Source organism: Bacillus sp. FSL W8-0102, assembly GCF_038007225.1.
Lineage (GTDB): Bacteria > Bacillota > Bacilli > Bacillales > DSM-4216 > Bacillus_O > Bacillus_O smithii.
In genome coordinates, this window is record NZ_JBBOWT010000001.1 from 1,822,819 (window position 1) to 1,841,834 (window position 19,016).

17 protein-coding genes, 2 pseudogenes and 1 riboswitch are annotated in these 19,016 nt (G+C 39.6%); of the genes and pseudogenes, 17 read left to right on the top strand and 2 right to left on the bottom strand.

Annotation, left to right across the window (positions count from 1 at the left end):
- The first annotated feature begins 211 nt into the window (after positions 1–211).
- The 3 genes from N1I87_RS08735 (at position 212) to thiC (ending at position 4,273) form a co-directional block, all read left to right on the top strand.
- Complete coding sequence (locus N1I87_RS08735; protein WP_270584671.1) at positions 212–523, top strand: ArsR/SmtB family transcription factor; 312 nt, start codon at positions 212–214, stop codon at positions 521–523.
- Positions 524–605: 82 nt separating this feature from the next.
- Positions 606–1,640 (top strand): LLM class flavin-dependent oxidoreductase, encoded by a 1,035-nt coding sequence (locus N1I87_RS08740; protein WP_327798288.1) that lies wholly within the window; start codon positions 606–608, stop codon positions 1,638–1,640.
- A 609-nt stretch (positions 1,641–2,249) separates the two neighbouring features.
- Positions 2,250–2,364: riboswitch (TPP riboswitch) on the top strand.
- Positions 2,365–2,494: 130 nt separating this feature from the next.
- Positions 2,495–4,273, top strand: coding sequence for a phosphomethylpyrimidine synthase ThiC (thiC, locus tag N1I87_RS08745; protein ID WP_327798289.1), 1,779 nt, complete (start codon positions 2,495–2,497; stop codon positions 4,271–4,273).
- Between the two features lie 104 nt (positions 4,274–4,377).
- Here the strand turns inward: thiC and N1I87_RS08750 are convergent, their stop codons facing one another.
- Positions 4,378–4,566 (bottom strand): small acid-soluble spore protein H, encoded by a 189-nt coding sequence (locus N1I87_RS08750; RefSeq protein WP_270584668.1) that lies wholly within the window; start codon positions 4,564–4,566, stop codon positions 4,378–4,380.
- Between the two features lie 369 nt (positions 4,567–4,935).
- Between N1I87_RS08750 and N1I87_RS08755 the strand changes: the two genes are divergently transcribed.
- The 10 genes and pseudogenes from N1I87_RS08755 (at position 4,936) to N1I87_RS08800 (ending at position 14,335) form a co-directional block, all read left to right on the top strand.
- Positions 4,936–6,108, top strand: a complete 1,173-nt coding sequence (locus N1I87_RS08755) for an RNA-guided endonuclease InsQ/TnpB family protein (protein WP_341101376.1) — start codon at positions 4,936–4,938, stop codon at positions 6,106–6,108.
- A gap of 632 nt (positions 6,109–6,740) precedes the next feature.
- Positions 6,741–7,130, top strand: a complete 390-nt coding sequence (locus tag N1I87_RS08760) for an IDEAL domain-containing protein (RefSeq protein ID WP_270584703.1) — start codon at positions 6,741–6,743, stop codon at positions 7,128–7,130.
- Between the two features lie 320 nt (positions 7,131–7,450).
- Positions 7,451–8,587, top strand: coding sequence for an NADH-dependent flavin oxidoreductase (locus N1I87_RS08765; protein WP_341101378.1), 1,137 nt, complete (start codon positions 7,451–7,453; stop codon positions 8,585–8,587).
- 402 nt (positions 8,588–8,989) lie between these two features.
- Positions 8,990–9,565 (top strand): annotated as a pseudogene (locus tag N1I87_RS08770) (group II intron maturase-specific domain-containing protein); the annotation flags it as partial.
- Between the two features lie 655 nt (positions 9,566–10,220).
- Positions 10,221–10,379: pseudogene (locus N1I87_RS08775) on the top strand (IS110 family transposase); the annotation flags it as partial.
- Positions 10,380–10,795: 416 nt separating this feature from the next.
- Positions 10,796–11,371, top strand: coding sequence for a sulfurtransferase TusA family protein (locus N1I87_RS08780; protein WP_341101380.1), 576 nt, complete (start codon positions 10,796–10,798; stop codon positions 11,369–11,371).
- Between the two features lie 19 nt (positions 11,372–11,390).
- Positions 11,391–11,789 carry a DsrE/DsrF/DrsH-like family protein gene (locus N1I87_RS08785; protein ID WP_341101381.1) on the top strand — a complete coding sequence of 133 codons (399 nt, stop codon included), beginning with the start codon at positions 11,391–11,393 and terminating at the stop codon, positions 11,787–11,789.
- Positions 11,790–11,810: 21 nt separating this feature from the next.
- The gene (locus tag N1I87_RS08790; protein WP_445285713.1) at positions 11,811–12,962 is read left to right on the top strand and encodes an MBL fold metallo-hydrolase; all 1,152 of its coding nucleotides are present in this window, start codon (positions 11,811–11,813) and stop codon (positions 12,960–12,962) included.
- Between the two features lie 16 nt (positions 12,963–12,978).
- The gene (locus tag N1I87_RS08795; RefSeq protein WP_341101383.1) at positions 12,979–13,206 is read left to right on the top strand and encodes a sulfurtransferase TusA family protein; all 228 of its coding nucleotides are present in this window, start codon (positions 12,979–12,981) and stop codon (positions 13,204–13,206) included.
- Positions 13,207–13,540: 334 nt separating this feature from the next.
- Positions 13,541–14,335 (top strand): sulfite exporter TauE/SafE family protein, encoded by a 795-nt coding sequence (locus N1I87_RS08800; RefSeq protein ID WP_445285714.1) that lies wholly within the window; start codon positions 13,541–13,543, stop codon positions 14,333–14,335.
- Between the two features lie 223 nt (positions 14,336–14,558).
- Here the strand turns inward: N1I87_RS08800 and lexA are convergent, their stop codons facing one another.
- Positions 14,559–15,179 (bottom strand): transcriptional repressor LexA, encoded by a 621-nt coding sequence (gene lexA, locus N1I87_RS08805; protein WP_003352960.1) that lies wholly within the window; start codon positions 15,177–15,179, stop codon positions 14,559–14,561.
- 155 nt (positions 15,180–15,334) lie between these two features.
- Between lexA and yneA the strand changes: the two genes are divergently transcribed.
- The 4 genes from yneA (at position 15,335) to tkt (ending at position 18,857) form a co-directional block, all read left to right on the top strand.
- Positions 15,335–15,649, top strand: a complete 315-nt coding sequence (gene yneA, locus N1I87_RS08810; RefSeq protein ID WP_003352959.1) for a cell division suppressor protein YneA — start codon at positions 15,335–15,337, stop codon at positions 15,647–15,649.
- A gap of 15 nt (positions 15,650–15,664) precedes the next feature.
- A complete protein-coding gene (locus N1I87_RS08815; protein WP_040340893.1) occupies positions 15,665–16,330 on the top strand; it encodes a YneB family resolvase-like protein in 666 nt (221 codons plus the stop codon).
- A gap of 74 nt (positions 16,331–16,404) precedes the next feature.
- Positions 16,405–16,638, top strand: coding sequence for a DUF896 domain-containing protein (locus N1I87_RS08820; RefSeq protein WP_003352957.1), 234 nt, complete (start codon positions 16,405–16,407; stop codon positions 16,636–16,638).
- A 212-nt stretch (positions 16,639–16,850) separates the two neighbouring features.
- Positions 16,851–18,857, top strand: coding sequence for a transketolase (gene tkt, locus N1I87_RS08825; protein ID WP_341101385.1), 2,007 nt, complete (start codon positions 16,851–16,853; stop codon positions 18,855–18,857).
- The last annotated feature ends 159 nt before the right edge of the window (positions 18,858–19,016 follow it).

Below are 19,016 nucleotides of genomic sequence, written 5' to 3' on the forward strand. Positions count from 1 at the left end.
AAAAAAGGATGCCATTTTATTTTTCAGTCAAAAGAAATCCAAAATGGAGTACGAATGATATTTTCATTCGCTTTCCTTTTGTATTAGTCCAATATACATAGCGTTCCATTTCCGTTGATTTTTGTAAGGGGTGTGTGTTCGAAAGTTTTCCGTTAAAAAAGATGATAAGCAGGTGATTTGATATCTCGAAAAATATGGTTATAATAAAACTATGGATACCATGATGATGTTAAAAGCTCTTTCCAATGAAACAAGATATAATATTTTAAAATGGTTAAAACATCCTGAACAACATTTTGGCCCTCATTTGCATGTACCGAATCATGACGATTTTAAAGGGGGAGTTTGTGTAGGAGATATACAAGAAAAGGCTGGCTTGGCTCAATCTGTCGTTTCAAATTATTTGTTGATGATGCAGAAAGCAGGGCTTTTGGAGTCAAAGCGGATTGGAAAATGGACGTATTACCGACGCAATGAAAAAATGATTAGGGAATTTATTGAACAATTGGATAAGGACTTATAGGCAAAAAAATTTTGCCTATATCATTATAATTAGTATATCTAAATATATAGATATATAGAATTTTTATGAGAGGAAAACTGGTATGGATATGAAAACGAACAAAAAAAGATTGCATGACATTGAAATTTCTGTTTTGGACTTAGCTCCGGTACTATCGGGGAAAACACCAGCTGATTCTTTTCGGAATAGTTTAGATCTTGCTCAACATGTGGAACAATGGGGATTTAAGCGTTATTGGCTGGCAGAACATCATAATATGGAAGGGATTGCAAGTTCCGCTACTTCTGTCTTAATCGGGTACATTGCGGGGGGTACATCTACAATTAGAGTAGGATCTGGCGGAGTCATGCTGCCAAATCACGCTCCTCTTGTCGTTGCTGAGCAATTTGGCACATTAGAGTCTTTGTATCCCGGACGAATTGATTTAGGATTAGGACGCGCACCCGGAACAGATCAAATGACGGCGATGGCGTTAAGACGTCATTTAAAAGGATCTGATTCGGAGTTTCCAAAAAATGTACAGGAATTACTCCATTATTTTTCGTCTAAAAGTAATCGCAAATCTTATGTTCGGGCGATTCCTGGCGAAGGCTTAAATGTTCCTATTTGGTTGCTTGGTTCAAGTACTTACAGCGCTCAGCTTGCGGCTTTGCTCGGTTTGCCTTTTGCTTTCGCGAGTCATTTCGCTCCAACGCATATTTTCGACGCTCTCAAGATATATCGAGATCGATTTCAACCATCTGAAAATCTAAAAGAACCGTATGCGTTAGCATGTGTGAACGTGATCGCTGCAGACACGGATGAAGAAGCGAAACGTCTAGCCACCTCTTTATATCAATTCTTCTTAGGTGTGACACGCGGGACTTCCAAGCCTTTGCAACCGCCTGTTGAAAGTATGGATGGAATGTGGAATGAATTTGAAAAAGAAGCCGTCCGCCATCAAGTGTATTATACTTTTGTTGGATCGAAAAAGACGGTAAAAGAAGAACTCCAAGAATTTTTAGATAAAACACAAGTGGATGAATTAATGGTGGTGTCTCACATATATGATCATTCAGCACGACTGCGTTCCTATGAGATTTTATCTGAAATATGGAACGAAAAAACAGAAGATTAAACCATAACCAACTTTTCAGTTTCTAGTAAGTTCCATTATACTCTCGTAGCTTTGAAACCTGCTTACAATAAAGATGGGACCATTTAGTTGTTTTACTTTTTTAATTTGAAGAGACTGTTCTGAAAAAATGATGGTTGAAATGAGGGATAAGACATTAAGAGCCCTTCAAACATAAAGAAGGGCTCTTTCCATACCTTTTTTTGTTAGGAAATTTTAGTTCACTTTAAATTTAAAAACCAAACTTGTTAATTGAACAGACATGTCTGATAAATGATCGGCATCTTCTTGGACGCTCAAAATGTTTTGAGTGTGGTTTTGAGAGAATTTCGCAATTTTACTTATAATGGTACTGACATTTTTTTGTCATGAAAATTATAACAATCAAAGGAAAATATTACTATATATAATCAAATCTTTACATTTTCTTATCAAAATGGGATCCATTTAAGAATGATCCAGTCCAAAAGGCCTATTTTTTAACGCGAAATGGAGCAGGATAAAAGTCTAAATCTTGTTGTATTTTCAATCTCGAATGAAACGAAAAAAATTTCAAATTATTCTTTACAAATTTTATAGTTTCGTATATATTCTTTTTGAAAGTGAATATGGAATTCAAACTAGGGGTGTCCAATGAGTTGGGCTGAGAAAGAAACACGATGAAGTTTCTTAACCCTCAGGACCTGATCTGGTTCATACCAGCGTGGGGAAGTTAGTATTTTAAGATGAAAACCTATTTTTGCGGTTGCTTCATACTAACATTTCCCGGGTCTGCCATAAAGGCCCGGGTTTTTCATGCTGTGGGTGGACTCTAGATTTTGTCCTTTTTAAACTATTAAAAAGGAGCGAATTGTCTAATGGTCAACCATTCAAGCAACGATGCGATTTCTATTATGTCCGGCTTTCCGGGAAGCAAAAAAGTCTATGTGGAAGGGTCTAGGCCCGATATTCGAGTGCCTATGCGCGAAATTGCATTAAGCCCAACGAACGGATCGTTTGGCAAAGAAGAAAATCGCCCAGTGCGTGTTTACGACACCAGCGGGCCCTATACAGATCCAAATGTGTCGATTGATATTCGCAAAGGATTGCCTCCATTACGTCGGAAATGGGTTTTGGAACGTAATGATGTGGAAGAATATGAAGGCCGTCAAGTGAAACCGGAAGATAACGGTTATCAAAAAAAGGACCCGAGAGCCGAACAATTTGTTTTTCCGGGATTAAAACGAAAACCTTTACGTGCCAAAAAAGGAAAAAATGTGACTCAATTGCATTATGCCCGCAATGGAATCATTACTCCGGAAATGGAGTTTATCGCTATAAGAGAAAATGTCAGCCCTGAGTTTGTACGAGAAGAAGTGGCCAAGGGGCGTGCCATTATACCGGCTAACATTAATCATCCAGAAAGCGAACCCATGATCATCGGAAGAAATTTTCATGTGAAAATTAATGCGAATATTGGGAATTCAGCTGTTACGTCTTCCATTGATGAAGAAGTGGAAAAAATGACTTGGGCTACTCGTTGGGGAGCGGATACGTTGATGGATCTTTCCACCGGGAAAAATATTCACTCCACTCGTGAATGGATTATTCGAAACTGTCCGGTTCCTGTCGGGACGGTGCCGATTTATCAAGCTTTGGAAAAAGTAAATGGGGTCGCGGAAGATTTAAGCTGGGAGGTGTTCCGCGATACGTTAATTGAACAGGCGGAACAAGGAGTGGATTATTTTACAATCCATGCCGGCGTTCTGCTGCGCTACATACCGTTAACAACAAAGCGTGTAACAGGTATTGTGTCTCGAGGCGGCTCTATCATGGCTCAATGGTGCCTTGCCCATCATGAAGAAAACTTCTTATATACTCATTTTGAAGAAATTTGTGAGATCATGAAATCGTATGATGTTTCATTTTCGTTAGGAGACGGGCTTCGTCCGGGATCCATTGCCGATGCTAATGATGAAGCACAGTTTGCGGAACTGGAAACATTAGGAGAACTTACAAAAATCGCTTGGAAGCATGATGTTCAAGTGATGATTGAAGGACCGGGGCATATCCCTATGCACAAAATCAAAGAAAATGTGGATAAACAAATGGAAATTTGCCATGAAGCGCCATTCTATACATTAGGACCTTTAACGACGGATATAGCACCGGGCTATGATCATATTACATCAGCGATCGGCGCAGCCATGATTGGTTGGTACGGAACAGCCATGCTCTGTTACGTAACACCAAAGGAGCATTTAGGTTTGCCAAATAAAGACGATGTAAGAGAAGGCGTCATCGCTTACAAGATCGCCGCGCATGCAGCGGATTTAGCAAAAGGACATCCAGGGGCTCAAGAACGGGACGATGCTCTTTCGAAAGCGCGGTTTGAATTTCGTTGGCGGGATCAATTTCATCTTTCTCTCGATCCGGAAAGAGCCATGGAATACCATGATGAAACTTTACCGGCGGAAGGCGCGAAAACAGCCCATTTTTGTTCTATGTGCGGTCCGAAATTCTGCAGCATGAGAATTTCTCATGACATACGTGAAATGGCGCAAGGACAAAACCTTGAGTTAAAAGCTGTGATTGATAAAGGGTTGAAAGAAAAAGCAGATGAATTTAGAAAAACCGGCGGCGAAATTTACCGGTAATTCCTTTACCCGTCCATCATTATACCCCTCCGTTATGGGAGGGGTATATTTTTTAAAAACAGGGATTTAAATAGAAGCTAAGCGTTTTAAATAGCTTTACCAACCTAATGGTTTTCATGTTCTGTTAATTCGGATAAGGGAACTGTTTGTTCATGTTCCGGTTGATCGAGGGGATAGATTCTGGCCTTTTCGTTTTGTTCATCTACCTGTTGGATATAGACAGGCGTTCCTTCGTATGTCACATTTGCCATAACGGGGGATGCAGCAATTTCTTTAGCCCTCTGAATATTCATATATAAAACCTCCTTTTCATTCACGGATAATCTTATTATGGAAACGATGGTGGGTTCATATACAATCAAGAACCTTCCATAAAGAATAAGATTCAATAGGAACATTTTCTCTTTGGATTAGATCCATAACTGTTCTTTTTAAACCGCAAAATATCATATCATGAAGAGGTTCTGATTCTTTTTTGCACAGAAAATGGATGAAAAACGCCAAATGGATAGATTCGTCAGTTCTCGGCTCAAAGGATACCATTTTAACAAGAATAGTGATTCATCCCCTTCCTCTTTAGGTGGGGGATGAATCGCTATTTTATTTTCTCTTCTATCCTACTATAATAACAAAAACATAAAAAAAAGGAGGTGAATCTCACCATGTATCGAGGACAGAAAGTGTATTTTTCCGCTTCGAAAGACACCATCCAGCAACTAATGGAATGTAATCGAATTTCCGCTCAAATTTGGAATGATTGTCTCACCGAAGCTAGAAATTACTACCTTCAACACAAAAAATGGATTGGCAAAACGGAATTGCAAGCTCTTCTCAAAGGAAAATATCGCTTACACAGTCAAAGTATCCAAGCGGTGGCTCATAAATATCTTTTTGCCAGAGACAGCACTCACAAAGCTATCCAAAAGGGTATCAAAACCGCTAAGTATCCCTATAAACAAAAGAAATACTTCAATACGAAGTGGGTAGACAAAGCCTTCACCATTTCTGATAATGGGAAAATAACTTGGTCGTTAGGTACACATGGCGGTAAACGCATTCCACCGCTGGTGGTCTATGCCAAAAACTTGCCGAAAGGAACCATTAAAGAAATCGAATTGTGTTATGACCATGGTTTATACCTTTCGGTATCGTATGACGATGTGCAAGAAACTCTTCCTTATACGCCTCAACACTCCGCAGGAGTCGATATGGGCGAAATTCATACCATCGCTTCGTTTTGCGACAATGGGGAAAGTGTTCTTCTGTCAGATCGGAAACTTCGCAGTATCCACCGTCTTCGCAACAAGAAACTTCGAGAATTGCAAAAACTTCAGAGCCAATGCAAAAAAGGCTCTCGGAGGTGGAAGAAATACCAACGGGCGAAGCGGTATATCCTTTCGAAAAGTGAACGACAGTTGCGAGATGCCTTTCACAAAACCACCAAAGCGTTTGTAGATTGGTGCATCCAACATAGCGTTTCGGATGTGTATGTCGGCAATCCCGAAGGGGTACAGAGACACACGAAAAAGAAAAGACGGAAAAACGTCAATCAGAAACTCTCCAACTGGAGCTTTGGCAAAGTAAAGCAATATCTGGAATACAAATGCCAAAGCAAAGGTATCAAGGTAACGTTTGTGAATGAAGCGTACAGCAGTCAAACATGTCCTGTTTGCCAACGAAAAAAGAAAGTGCGCACCCGAATGTATCATTGCCATTGTGGATACACTTCTCATCGGGATATTCATGGAGCAAAGAATATCTTGAGCCAAGCGTTATACGGTTCCTTTGAACCTTGGGGACAGGAGAAGATTCCAACGTATCTACGACCCGCATAAACGGGGAGTAGTAGATGGTGCGACCCCACCCACCGCAAGGTGTAGCTTCTTTTAGAACGTGGAAGATTCCCATCTTTCGAAGAAGAGAAACGCCGAAAGGTGTTTCGTGGAAGTTTCTATGTTTGGCAGAGAAGAAACCCCCATTTCTATAAGTGGCGGGAGGTTCATTAGTTCATCAGATTCTAAAAGTTTTACGAAGTTCAATTGTTTGACATCCATCACTGTATCCATTAGAATTGCAGTAATCTTCTTAATGAGGATCGATTTAGTAGGTTTCAGGCGACAATCTCTGTCGTTACTTTGACGGTAATAGGACTGTTGGTTGAACACCTACAAGCAAGTGATGGTTTTTGTGAGAATGATTTTACAGAGAAGTTGCTTATGAAAATGGAGTTGTTTTAAAGAAATAAGCATTGGTTATGGTATACTATGAATGAGCCCCTAAGAAGAAAACAGACTTGTTCAGACAAGATAGCGAATGATTCTAAACTTGACAAAAATTAAACAATATCCGTGATATTGATTTAATTTTTTCTTTTTTCATCATACTGTAAATTTTATTGTTACAGATTTTTCGCCTAGAACGATGAAAATAAAAGGCATTTCGTGAACAAAAAGAGGAGGGGATCTGAATGGCCAGCAATTTCAGATTGGAAATAGGAGATTGGGTAAAAGGGAAGACCCGTAATGGAGAATTGCTACAAGGTTATATTGATATGACGGATCCTTTGAGGGGGGTGGTCAAAGTAACCGTTGTAAAGTCCGACAATGAAAAATTGGTCGGAAAAACGATCGGAATGTTGGAAAAAAACGTTGAAAAATTAGCTCTCTCCGATACGATGAGCGAAGAGGAAATTCTCTATTTAATCGATTTGGCTCTTTTGACAAAAGATGAAGAATGGTTCATGGAATTGTCTGCGAAACTGTCAACATTAAAAAGCGACAATCAAAAATCGGATATGAAAAATTCCGTTTGTCCAAAGGATAGAAACGGACTGAAGAGAACGGATTCAAGAGGCTGACAATAGAAGAACAATTCGGGTATGGAACGACTGAATGAAGGACGCTCATATAAGAAATAATACGGTGATATGAAAGACTACAATTGAATGATCATGTAGAAATGTCGATAATCAGATTTTATCGACCTTGAATTGAGATCGTCTTGTGTGAAGCTATCCAAGCAGGTGCTGAATTTCAACCAATTTAGTTCAATTGCTCATGATAAAAAAATCATAATGATTGGAATTTATGATAAAGGAAACAGCTAGCGGTAGTTGAGTTGTTTCCTTTCAATCATTTTACAATCTTAGTTTAGTAGATGATTGGAGGAACAGTATAGATGAATTCTAAATATACACCATTATTCGAACCCTTTACTTTTTCGAACGGAATAAAGTTGGATAATCGAATTGTAATGGCGCCCATGACCAATTTCTCTTCGAATCCGGATGGAACTGTTTCGGATCAGGAAGTGGAATATTATGTTCGCCGTTCAAAAGGTGTGGGTATGGTTATAACGGCTTGTACATACGTGACAGCGAATGGGAAAGGATTTCCTGGCCAATTCGCCGGAAATAGCGACGACATGATTCCAAGCTTGCGAAGATTGGCGACGGCAATTAAAGAAACTGGAGCAAAAGCCGTTTTGCAAATTTTCCATGGCGGTCGCTTATGTCCTCCGGAGCTCATTCCGAATGGGGACGTTGTAAGTGCGAGCGCTGTCCCGGCAGAACGAGGTGCGGCTCCTGCTGGACAGCCCGTACCTAGAGAGTTGTCGGATGCTGAAATCGAATCGATTATCCGAGATTTTGGAGAAACGACTCGACGGGCAATTGAGTCTGGATTTGATGGTGTGGAAATACACGGAGCCAATGGCTACCTTATTCAACAATTTTTCTCACCGCATTCCAATCGTCGCGAGGACCGCTGGGGAGGAAGCTTAGAAAAACGCCTTGCGTTTCCGCTTGCAGTTGTGGATGAAGTAAAAAGAGTCGTCCAAACGTATGCAAAAGATCCTTTCATCGTTGGATATCGCTTTTCGCCAGAAGAACCTGAAACACCTGGAATCACGATGGCAGACACTTTGAAATTAGTGGATGCGTTGGCTGATAAACATTTGGATTATCTTCACGTTTCGCTTACAGATTTCTGGTCTACAACGAGACGCGGGGTGGAGGACAAGCGGCCGAGAATAGAACTGATCAAAGAACAAGCAGGAGATCGGGTGCCTGTCATCGGTGTAGGATCGATTTACACAGCTGATGATGCGTTAAAGGCTCTGCAAACGGGCATTCCGTTGATTGCTTTGGGTAGAGGTCTGATTATAGAACCAGATTGGGTAGAGAAAGTGAAACAAGGCAGAGAAAGCGAGATTGCCACAAAGTTAAACAAAAATGATCAGAAACGCTTGGTGATTCCTGATCCACTTTGGCAAGCAATCATCTCGACACCAGGATGGTTTCCAGGCATTGAATAAATTCGTATTTTGAACTTAAGAAATGACGAAGATCAAAAGAAGCGGGTCTAAAAATATTAGGCCTGCTTCTTTTTTGTGCGCCTGGCATGGGTGCAGTCTATAGGGTGAAAGTCCTGAGTCACGAAGGCAGTAGTAGTGGTTAGCTTAACGCAAGGGTGTCCGTGGTGACACGGAGCGAGCGGCAAATTTCCGGTCTGAGAAACACGAACTTCATACAAGGCCAAGTATCATTGGGTGAGTTTGCAAAATAAAACAAAGCCCTTTCTGCCGAAGGTGATACAGAGTAAATGAAGCAGATGGATGGAAGGAAAGATTGCACCCTTACCCGGGGAGGGCTGACTGATACGCCAACTAAGTTGGCAACCAATTTAGCGATAGATTGCTGAACAGTCAGAATGCAGCAGAAGTCATAGTACAAATAGATACGCAGATGATTGTAATATCTTTGTCAAGAGTAGAAAAGCCGGAAAGAGAGTAATGGAGAACATGACAAACTTCATAGAGAAGGGTCTAGCACTCAAGGTGAACAGGGAAAAGACGGCATTAGACCGCCCATCGAAACGGGATTATCTAGGGTTTAGCTTTACTTATCATAAAGAACCGAAGATAAGAATCGCTCGGAAGAGCATTCAAAAGATGAAACAAAGAATCAGGGAACTCACCAGCCGATCCCATTCGATCTCAATGGAAGAAAGAATCAAAGGACTAAATCAGTACCTAATGGGTTGGTGCGGATACTTTTCACTAGCTGACAATCCTATTGTCTTTAAGAATCTTGATAAATGGATAAGAAGAAGGCTCCGAATGATTAGCTGGAAACAGTGGAAGAAGCCGAAAACGAAAATAAAGAAACTTATACAACTCGGAGTTCAACCATATAAAGCATATGAATGGGGAAATTCGAGGAAATCATATTGGAGAATCTCTAAAAGTCCCATATTACACCAAACCCTTGGCAACTCTTATTGGAGTAGCTAAGGGCTGAAAAGCCTGTATAGGAAATATGGCGAAAAGCGTTATTTATTTGATTGAACCGCCGTATACGGAACCGTACGTACGGTGATGTGAGAGGTCGGAGGTTAATCACCTCCTCCTACTCGATTAGCCAGAAATATATGAGAGATATCTATCTTTAACAACAGCCAAATTTTGTACGAAAGCTAAATGCTTTATTCATGAACTGGGACAGTCCAATGCGATTCGGAGAATAGTCTAGATCAAATCATCCTTCAGAGACAAATCCATTTTTTATCATCTAAGAGAAAGTTCGTTGGAGTTTCCATCAACTTATAAACCTTTTCAACAAGCAAAATTCAATTGCCCACGCCAACGTAATTCTGCATTTTTCGATCTATAAACATGTATTTGATTATTTTGTGCGTAATGACACCTTTTTCAATGAGAGACAGTATATGAATTGGAAAATTCTATCACAGTAGCTTCTCATTTAAATCAGGATGACACCAAGAAAAATGGCAATTGAATTTTAAAGTTGACAATCTAATTTAGAACCCTTAATATATACCCTGCGGGGTATTAAATGAGAAGGGTTTTATTTTTTATGTTTTTATTATACCCCTATGGGTATTATAAAAGTTCAATCCCCCTACGAACTGAAATTTTAAAAGTAAAGGAGCGTCCTGATCGACCTTTGAAGAAACAGCAGTCACTGATTGCCTTGTGTTGTAAATTACTACGTGTCTTATTTGTCATTGGTCAAAAACAGTGTGAATTTGATGGTTCAAAGTTATTGAGAGGTTTGCCTCAAATCGATTCATTACAGGCAGCTTAAGGCTTTATTAAGTTCATGAAATCATTTCAGAATACCGTAATTATCTCAAATGACAAACACCAATAGTGCAGAGTTGGAGCTTATTTATTCCATACGGGCATGTGACCCAGCAAAGGAGCATATCCAACCTCCACCTCATGGATACGCAGGACGAAGGAATGTATGGAATTCAATCCGGAGAGATGTGGGAGGGTTAGCGACCGTGAGTGATGTGGAGATGATGAAGCACGGTTATACCTTATTTTTACCAAATAAATACAATTTGGTTGATAGGATGCCCCCTACCATGTAAATTATTTAAAAAAATTCAACATATATCCATTAAATGAGGTGTGTATTCTATTAAGTGTCTATGAAATTTTGAGAAAAAGCGAGTATTCGGGAGAAAAATAAACTTTATTGAGGGAGGGTCTAAAGTGAAAATTTTGTCAGATAAAATAGTGGACGCGAAAGGACTAACTTGCCCGATGCCCGTTGTCAAAACAAAAAAAGCAATGGATGAACTGGAACCAGGCAAAGTATTAGAAATTCAAGCTACTGATAAGGGATCGGTTGCTGACATCCAAGCATGGGCGAAATCCACCGGGCATCAATACCTGGGTACTGAAGTAGAAGGAGATGTATTGATACATTATCTTAGAAAAGCAAACGTCGATGAAGATGTGAAATCAGATAGCAAATTTCCAAATGTCGTTTCCAATGAGGAATTAGAAAAACGAATAGAACGAAATGAAAAAATCACCATTCTGGATGTGAGAGAACAGGAAGAATATGCTATTGCAAGAATTCCTGAGGCAAAAAATATCCCGTTAGGTGAATTAAATTCGCGAATGGAGGAATTGAATCGAGAGGAAGAAATTTATGTCATATGCCGGACTGGAAATCGAAGTGATAGGGCCAGTCAATTATTAGCCGAAAATGGATTTCAACATGTAAAAAATGTCATCCCCGGTATGTCTGAATGGAAAGGGACTATTGAAACGGATAAGTAAGTCGAAAGGAGAAAGGTAAATGACCAAAAATAAAGTAGCAATTATTGCAAGCAACGGAGGACTTTTTGACGCATATAAAGTGTTTAACATTGCAACTGCGGCAGCGGCCACAGATTCCGAAGTCGCGATTTTCTTTACATTTGAAGGATTGAATATCATTCATAAAGACGCTTATCAAAAACTGCCAATGCCTGAAGGAAAAGAACATTATGCGGAAGGATTTAAGGAATCCAATGCACCTTCTATTCCTGAATTAGTGGAGATGGCTAAAGAAATGGGCGTGAAATTCATTGCCTGCCAAATGACAATGGATATCTTGAAATTAAAAAAAGAAGATTTCATTGACGGAATCGATGTCGGCGGAGCAGTTACATTTTTAGAATTTGCGAAGGATGCGAACGTTACTCTAACTTTCTAAAAAAGGAGTAGAAGAAAATTGATAGAAGAAAGATCAACACAATTAAAAGAAATGACTCCTCATGAATTAACCGAAATCATTTTTCATAAAGAAGAGCTATTTATTTTGGACGTTCGAAATCAAAGCGAATTCCAGGATTGGAGAATTGAAGGGGAAAACATCGATATTATCAATATTCCTTATTTTGACTTGCTGGATGGGATAGAACCGGCATTGCATAAAACTCCTGAAGAGAAAAAAGTGCTGGTTGTATGTGCAAAAGAGGGATCGTCCAAATTTGTAGCAAAGCAAATGGTGGAAGCAGGAAGAAACAACGTGTATTACCTTCAAGGAGGAATGAGGGCGTGGAGTGAACATTTGGAACCTATTAAAGTGGGGGACTTATCCGATGGCGGTTCCGTTTATCAATTTGTTCGTCCAGGAAAAGGTTGCCTTTCCTACATGATCATTTCAAACGGAGAAGCTGCTGTTATAGATGCTGTCCGAATAATTGAAGTATTTGAACAGTTTGCCAAAGAAAACAACGTTCAAATTAAATATACGATTGATACCCACCTTCATGCCGATCATATCTCGGGCGGTAGACGATTAGCTGAAAAGACTGGGGCAAGCTATTGGCTTCCGCCAAAAGATGCAACGGAAGTCACTTTTCGATATCATCCATTAGTAGAAGGAGAAAATCTTACGGTTGGGAACATCCCCATCATTATTCAACCTGTCCATTCTCCAGGACATACTATTGGCAGCACGTCACTAATTGTAGATCAACGTTATCTTTTTACAGGAGATATTTTATTTCTGAAATCAATTGGTCGACCTGACTTGGCGGGTAAAGCAGAAGAATGGGTGAATGATCTTCGGCAAACTTTGTATACATTATTTCCAACGTTCTCTGATGATCTAGTTGTTCTGCCTGCTCATTTTGGTCGAATAAGTGAGTTGGGAGAAGGAGGAAAAGTTTCCGCTAGACTCGGTGAATTATTCAAGACAAATCCAGGGTTGAATATCCGAGACGAAGTCGAATTTCGAAAATTAGTGACAGAAAACTTACCGCCACAACCTAATTCTTATCTGGGAATTCGTCAAACCAATATGGGGAAAATCACCCCTTCAAGAGATGAAGAAAGAGAAATGGAAATCGGTCCAAATCGCTGTGCCGTTCATGATCAATAAAAGGAGTGTACAATATATGAAAAGCGATAAAATTTTAGATGCAAAAGGATTCGCTTGTCCTATGCCGATTGTCAAAACAAAAAAAACTATAGATGAACTTCAATCCGGTCAAATTTTAGAAGTCCATGCAACAGACCAAGGCGCTAAAAATGACTTCGTTGGCTGGACCAATACGACCGGACATAAATTGTTAGAATGCAAAGAAGTGGATGGAGTCATCAAGTTTTGGATTCAAAAACGATAAGTAGGAACACCCCATTTATTGGGGTGTTCCTTCATCCTTATAAACGAAACGAACACCGAGAAGACCATAAATTTCTTCTGAATAATGTCCATAAGGGCAAGCTTTTGTGCAGCAGAGAAGATCATTAGAGCATGTTAACCTTTCATTGCATTTCGGACAATAGTCGATGAATAGTGATCGAATAAATCGAATCATCAAATAACCTCTCTATTTCCTATAAATTTAATTGGTTATATTATACATTGTGAATCGGGATTAGTATACGAATTTATATCGAATTTACATTGATTTTATGTGAATAAATTAAACCAAAATTCGTCTCCAGAAAGAAGGAATCAGTATATTTATGTATCTTATGATGTTCTTCATTGGGTTCATCGGTTCATTTTTTTCCGGAATGCTTGGTATAGGAGGTTCTATTATCAATTATCCTCTTTTATTATATGTACCAGACTGGTTGAACGTCAGTCATTTTACAGCAAAACAAGTATCCTCCATCAGCATGTTTCAAGTGCTGTTTTCTTCTCTCTCTGGCGTAACTGCCTATTGGAAGATGAGTAAAAAAGATGTTTCTTTCGTCCACAAAGGACTTGTACTTTATATGGGAGTCAGTATACTGATCGGAAGTTTGATAGGTGGAGTGTGCTCTAAATTTTTACCAAGTGAAAGTATTAATATTGTCTATGGCGTTCTCGCAGTTCTTGCCGTCCTATTGATGATCATTCCACAACATAAAAGCTGTGATCGAATGCAGGTGAATGAGATCACTTTCAACCGAGTTTTGGCAATGGTAATATCTTTTGTAGTCGGAATTGTATCTGGAATTGTCGGCGCTGGAGGGGCTTTTATATTGATTCCTATCATGTTAACCGTTTTGAAAATCCCAATGCGTATCACGATTGCTTCTTCCTTAGCTATTGTTTTTCTTTCTGCAATCGGAGGGGCTTTCGGAAAATTGACTACGGGAGAAATTCCATTTTGGGCAACTTTTTTTGCTGTTGCGGGGAGTCTTTTAGGTGCTCCATTAGGTTCTTTCATGAGTAGAAGAATGAATGTGAAAATGTTGAGATATGGACTAATGGTGTTAATTTCATTGACAGCAATAAAAATATGGTACAGCATTCTATGATAGAAAAGAATTTGGTATGAGAAATCGTTTTCTTTATATCTAAGCAAAAATTAGCAAAATCGCAAAAGAATATTGTATATATTTTTATTTATTAAATGTAGAAAGAAAAAAGCGTTCATCTTCAGGCGATGAGCGCTTTTTTCCGTAATGCGGTCATAACGTATTGCATCTTTACATATATAAGAAAGTAAGACAAGCTTTTTCCGTTTATGGTATACATCCATTAATGAATTTCTCTGTAAATTCCAATCACTTTTCCAAGAATTTTCACATCACGCAAAATGATTGGTTCCATTGATGAGTTTTCAGGCTGAAGCCTTATGTAATCTTTTTCTTTAAAAAATCTTTTGACAGTGGCTTCATTTTCGTCTGTCATAGCGACAACAATTTCCCCATTTAGTGCAGATTGCTGTTGGCGGACGATGACGTAGTCTCCATCAAGGATTCCAGCTTCAATCATGCTGTCACCCATAACTTCCAGCATAAATATCTGTTCATCGCTGGGTGCCAGCCTCTCTGGAAGAGGAAAATATTCTTCAATATTTTCAATGGCCGTAATGGGAATCCCGGCTGTTACTTTCCCAACAATTGGTACATTGATCACATTTTGGCGCGGAATGATATCATCTTCGGCATCGAGTATTTCAATCGCTCTAGGCTTTGTAGGGTCTCTTCTAATCAACCCTTTTTTCTCAAGACGCGCCAAATGGCCATGGACAGTCGAACTGGAAGCTAGCCCTACTGCTTCGCCAATTTCACGCACAGATGGTGGATATCCTTTCGTTTTCACTTCGTTCTTAATAAAATCAAGGATTTCTTGTTGCCTCTTTGATAACTTAGTCATTTTAAGGCAGCCCCCCGTATCTCTTTCTGTTAAAGGTATTATAGCATGCCAAGAGTTGGAATACAAACATAAGTTCGAAAAAAGAGTTGACTCAAACAAATGTTCGTATTACAATCTTTCGTAAAAGAACAAACATTCGTTCGGAGGTAATTTTTATGATAAAATGGGTGTGGAAAAACTACCGTTTCGCCATCATTTTAGTGATTGTTTCCGTTCTGTCCGGTTTATTTATCATCGGTCAAATGACAAAGGAGCCAAATTATCAGAAAATCGTAGTGCATGAAGGAGATTCGTTATGGTCGATCGCCATGAAATATGGGGACCATCACAACATGGATTATAATGAATTTGTCAAATGGGTGGAACAGAAGAATCATCTTGCCAGCCCTGTCATTAAGCCAGGTGATAAAATTATTATTCCGGTTACAGCCGTGAATAAAAAACATCAAGTTGCTTATAAAGAGGAGTGATGAAACACGAAGGCCATCATCTATTGCCGAGTGAGCACGACAAAAGAAACTCAGGAAACATCATTGGAAAGGCAAGAAGAGGAACTTCGACGGCTCGCTTCAGAGTTTGGATTTGAACTGGCAGCTGTTATTCGTGACCAAGCAAGCGGTTATGATTTGGATCGTCCCGGCGTGCTGGAGATGTTAGATATGTTAAAAGACAAAAAAGCTGGCGCAGTATTGATTCAAGATGAAACTAGAATTGGAAGAGGCAATGCCAAAATTGCTCTTTTGCATTGCATTTATAAAGAAGGGGCTAAAGTTTTTAGCATATCTGACAAAGGAGAACTGCAGCTTTCAGAGTCGGATTCGATGGTTCTTAAAATCGTAAGCATGGTGGAAGAATATCAGCGAAAAATACATAATCTAAAAATCAAAAGAGGAATGATAAGAGCAGTTGAAAAGGGATATCGGCCTGAAAAGAATTTAAAAGGATCCGGAAATCCTTTAGGCAGAGAACGCAAAACACTCCCAATAGAAGAAATCATTCGATTGCGCAACAACGATCTTACATTTGCGGAAATTGCAGCTACATTAAGAGGATTCGGCTACGATGTCTCCAAAGCAACCGTCCATCGCCGCTACCAAGAATATATGGACAGACAGAAGAATGAATCGAAACAGTTGAATGAACAAGACTGAATTCTTGTTTTTTTGTTCTATTTCTAGTATGATTTCCATTAAAATAGGGATATCAAATGAAAAGGAGCAACGTTATGCTTTCAAGTGATAAGATTGCTAGAATCAATGAACTGGCAAAAAAATCTAAAACAGTTGGATTAACTCAAGAAGAAGCGAAAGAGCAATCTCGTTTGCGCGCTGAATATTTAACTGCATTTCGTTCTTCTATGAAAGAAACCATTGAAAAGGTCCGGGTTTTCGATTCAACTGGTCAAGAAGTCACACCAAAGAAATTAAGAAATATCCAAATGAGGAAAAAGCTTCATTGACAACCAATTATTGCTTCCCTTAACATCATGTTGATGGGAAGCTTTTTTCGTTTCGATCGAATGGCAACTTTTAAGTATTCAAATTGGGAAATTCAATCAGGTAGTTTGAAAATCTGAGTAATTTTTCACAAACCATATCATTTTGTTGTATAATTGCTCACAGACATATAATATAAAATATGTAAGAAAATGAATTGGAAAGGGTGCTAGTCATGTTTGACCATACAGACCAGCTTGCAATTACGACAATTCGAACATTGTCGATTGATGCAATTGAAAAAGCAAAATCCGGGCATCCAGGTATGCCAATGGGAACAGCTTCGATGGCCTATACCCTCTGGACCCGTTTTATGAATCATAATCCGAAGAACCCAGATTGGTTTAATCGAGACCGATTTGTTCTTTCCGCCGGACATGGATCGATGCTTCTTTATAGTTTGCTTCATCTTTCCGGTTACGGAGTGACAATGGATGATATTAAAAACTTCCGTCAATGGGGAAGCAAAACTCCAGGACATCCGGAATATGGCCATACTCCAGGTGTTGAAGCTACAACCGGACCACTCGGACAAGGAATCGCCATGGCAGTCGGAATGGCAATGGCTGAGCGTCATTTAGCATCAGTTTATAATAAAGAAAACTATCCAATTGTCGACCATTATACATACGCAATTTGCGGTGACGGTGACTTAATGGAAGGGGTTTCTGCAGAAGCTGCTTCTTTAGCTGGTCATCTAAAACTTGGTCGTTTAATCGTGCTGTATGACTCCAATGACATTTCGTTGGACGGTGAATTGAACAAAGCGTTTTCAGAAAGTGTAGAACAACGCTTTAAAGCATATGGATGGCAATATCTTCGTGTAGAAGACGGCAATAATTTAGAAGAAATTGCCAAAGCCATTGAAGAAGCCCGAAACGATGAAACGCGTCCAACAATCATCGAAGTCAAAACAGTAATCGGTTATGGATCTCCAAATAAAGCAGGTACATCGTCTGTTCATGGCTCACCTCTTGGAGCAGATGAATTAAAGAAAACGAAAGAAGCATACAAATGGACTTTTGAAGAAGACTTCTATGTTCCGGATGAAGTTTATGAACGTTTCCATCAATTAACGGTTGAAAAAGGAAGCGAAAAAGAAAAAGAATGGCTGAACCTTTTTGCACAATATAAAAAGGATTACCCAGAATTAGGAAAACAATTGGAACAAGCTATTAACGGAGACCTGCCTGAAGATTGGGATGCAGAAATACCGGTTTATGAAGAAGGAAAAAGCATCGCTAGCAGATCATCTTCTGGAGAAGTGCTGAATGCGATCGCAAAACGCGTTCCAACTTTTATCGGCGGATCTGCTGATTTAGCTGGTTCTAACAAAACGACCATTAAAGAAGAAAAAGATTTTGGACCAAATTCTTATGATGGCCGTAACATTTGGTTCGGTGTTCGCGAATTTGCAATGGGTGCCGCTATGAATGGAATGGCCCTACATGGTGGAGTAAAAGTATTTGGTGGTACATTCTTCGTATTCTCCGATTATTTGCGTCCGGCTATTCGTTTGGCCGCTCTAATGGGACTGCCTGTTACTTATGTGCTTACCCATGACAGCATCGCTGTTGGTGAAGATGGCCCAACGCATGAACCGGTTGAACAGCTGGCGTCTTTACGGGCAATGCCTAATTTATCGGTTATCCGTCCTGCAGATGCTAATGAAACCGCAGCTGCGTGGAGAATGGCGCTTACTTCAAAAGATAAACCAACTGCATTAGTATTATCGCGTCAAAATTTACCGACGTTAAAAGGAACCGCAGAAACAGCTCAAGAAGGAGTAGAAAAGGGAGGATATGTCGTTTCTCCTTCTACTAAAGAAACTCCAGATGCCCTCTTGTTAGCGTCCGGTTCTGAAGTCCATCTGGCAGTTGAAGCCCAAAAACAGCTTTTGGAAGATGGAATTGACGTTTCCGTTGTCAGCTTGCCTTCTTGGGATCGTTTTGAAAAACAATCAGATGAATACAAAGAATCAGTCATTCCGTCAACCGTTAAAAAACGGCTTGCGATCGAAATGGCTTCCTCTTTCGGCTGGGAACGATATGTTGGAGACGAAGGAGAAATTTTGGCAATTGACCGTTTTGGAGCATCAGCCCCAGGAGAAATTGTCATGAAAGAGTACGGTTTTACGGCAGAAAATGTGGTAAATCGCGTAAAACAGTTATTAAATAAATAAGCTTGTTTAAGCTGCTGGCATTAAGCTGGCAGCTTTTTTATGCTGTTTTTGTAAAAAGTGATGGTGTGGACTGTTTCGTAGATAAAACAACGTTGGTTTTCGTGAGCCGTTTTGGAAATAAACAGGAAGCGACAAAAAAAGAAAATCCTTTTACGAGAA

Excerpts from the sequence above, each read along its gene's own strand:
- N1I87_RS08735 (WP_270584671.1), top strand. The coding sequence starts at position 212 with ATGGATACCATGATGATGTTAAAAGCTCTTTCCAATGAAACAAGATAT.
- N1I87_RS08740 (WP_327798288.1), top strand. The coding sequence starts at position 606 with ATGGATATGAAAACGAACAAAAAAAGATTGCATGACATTGAAATTTCT.
- thiC (WP_327798289.1), top strand. The coding sequence starts at position 2,495 with ATGGTCAACCATTCAAGCAACGATGCGATTTCTATTATGTCCGGCTTT.
- N1I87_RS08750 (WP_270584668.1), bottom strand. The coding sequence starts at position 4,566 with ATGAATATTCAGAGGGCTAAAGAAATTGCTGCATCCCCCGTTATGGCA.
- N1I87_RS08755 (WP_341101376.1), top strand. The coding sequence starts at position 4,936 with ATGTATCGAGGACAGAAAGTGTATTTTTCCGCTTCGAAAGACACCATC.
- N1I87_RS08760 (WP_270584703.1), top strand. The coding sequence starts at position 6,741 with ATGGCCAGCAATTTCAGATTGGAAATAGGAGATTGGGTAAAAGGGAAG.
- N1I87_RS08765 (WP_341101378.1), top strand. The coding sequence starts at position 7,451 with ATGAATTCTAAATATACACCATTATTCGAACCCTTTACTTTTTCGAAC.
- N1I87_RS08785 (WP_341101381.1), top strand. The coding sequence starts at position 11,391 with ATGACCAAAAATAAAGTAGCAATTATTGCAAGCAACGGAGGACTTTTT.
- N1I87_RS08795 (WP_341101383.1), top strand. The coding sequence starts at position 12,979 with ATGAAAAGCGATAAAATTTTAGATGCAAAAGGATTCGCTTGTCCTATG.
- lexA (WP_003352960.1), bottom strand. The coding sequence starts at position 15,179 with ATGACTAAGTTATCAAAGAGGCAACAAGAAATCCTTGATTTTATTAAG.
- yneA (WP_003352959.1), top strand. The coding sequence starts at position 15,335 with ATGATAAAATGGGTGTGGAAAAACTACCGTTTCGCCATCATTTTAGTG.
- N1I87_RS08820 (WP_003352957.1), top strand. The coding sequence starts at position 16,405 with ATGCTTTCAAGTGATAAGATTGCTAGAATCAATGAACTGGCAAAAAAA.
- tkt (WP_341101385.1), top strand. The coding sequence starts at position 16,851 with ATGTTTGACCATACAGACCAGCTTGCAATTACGACAATTCGAACATTG.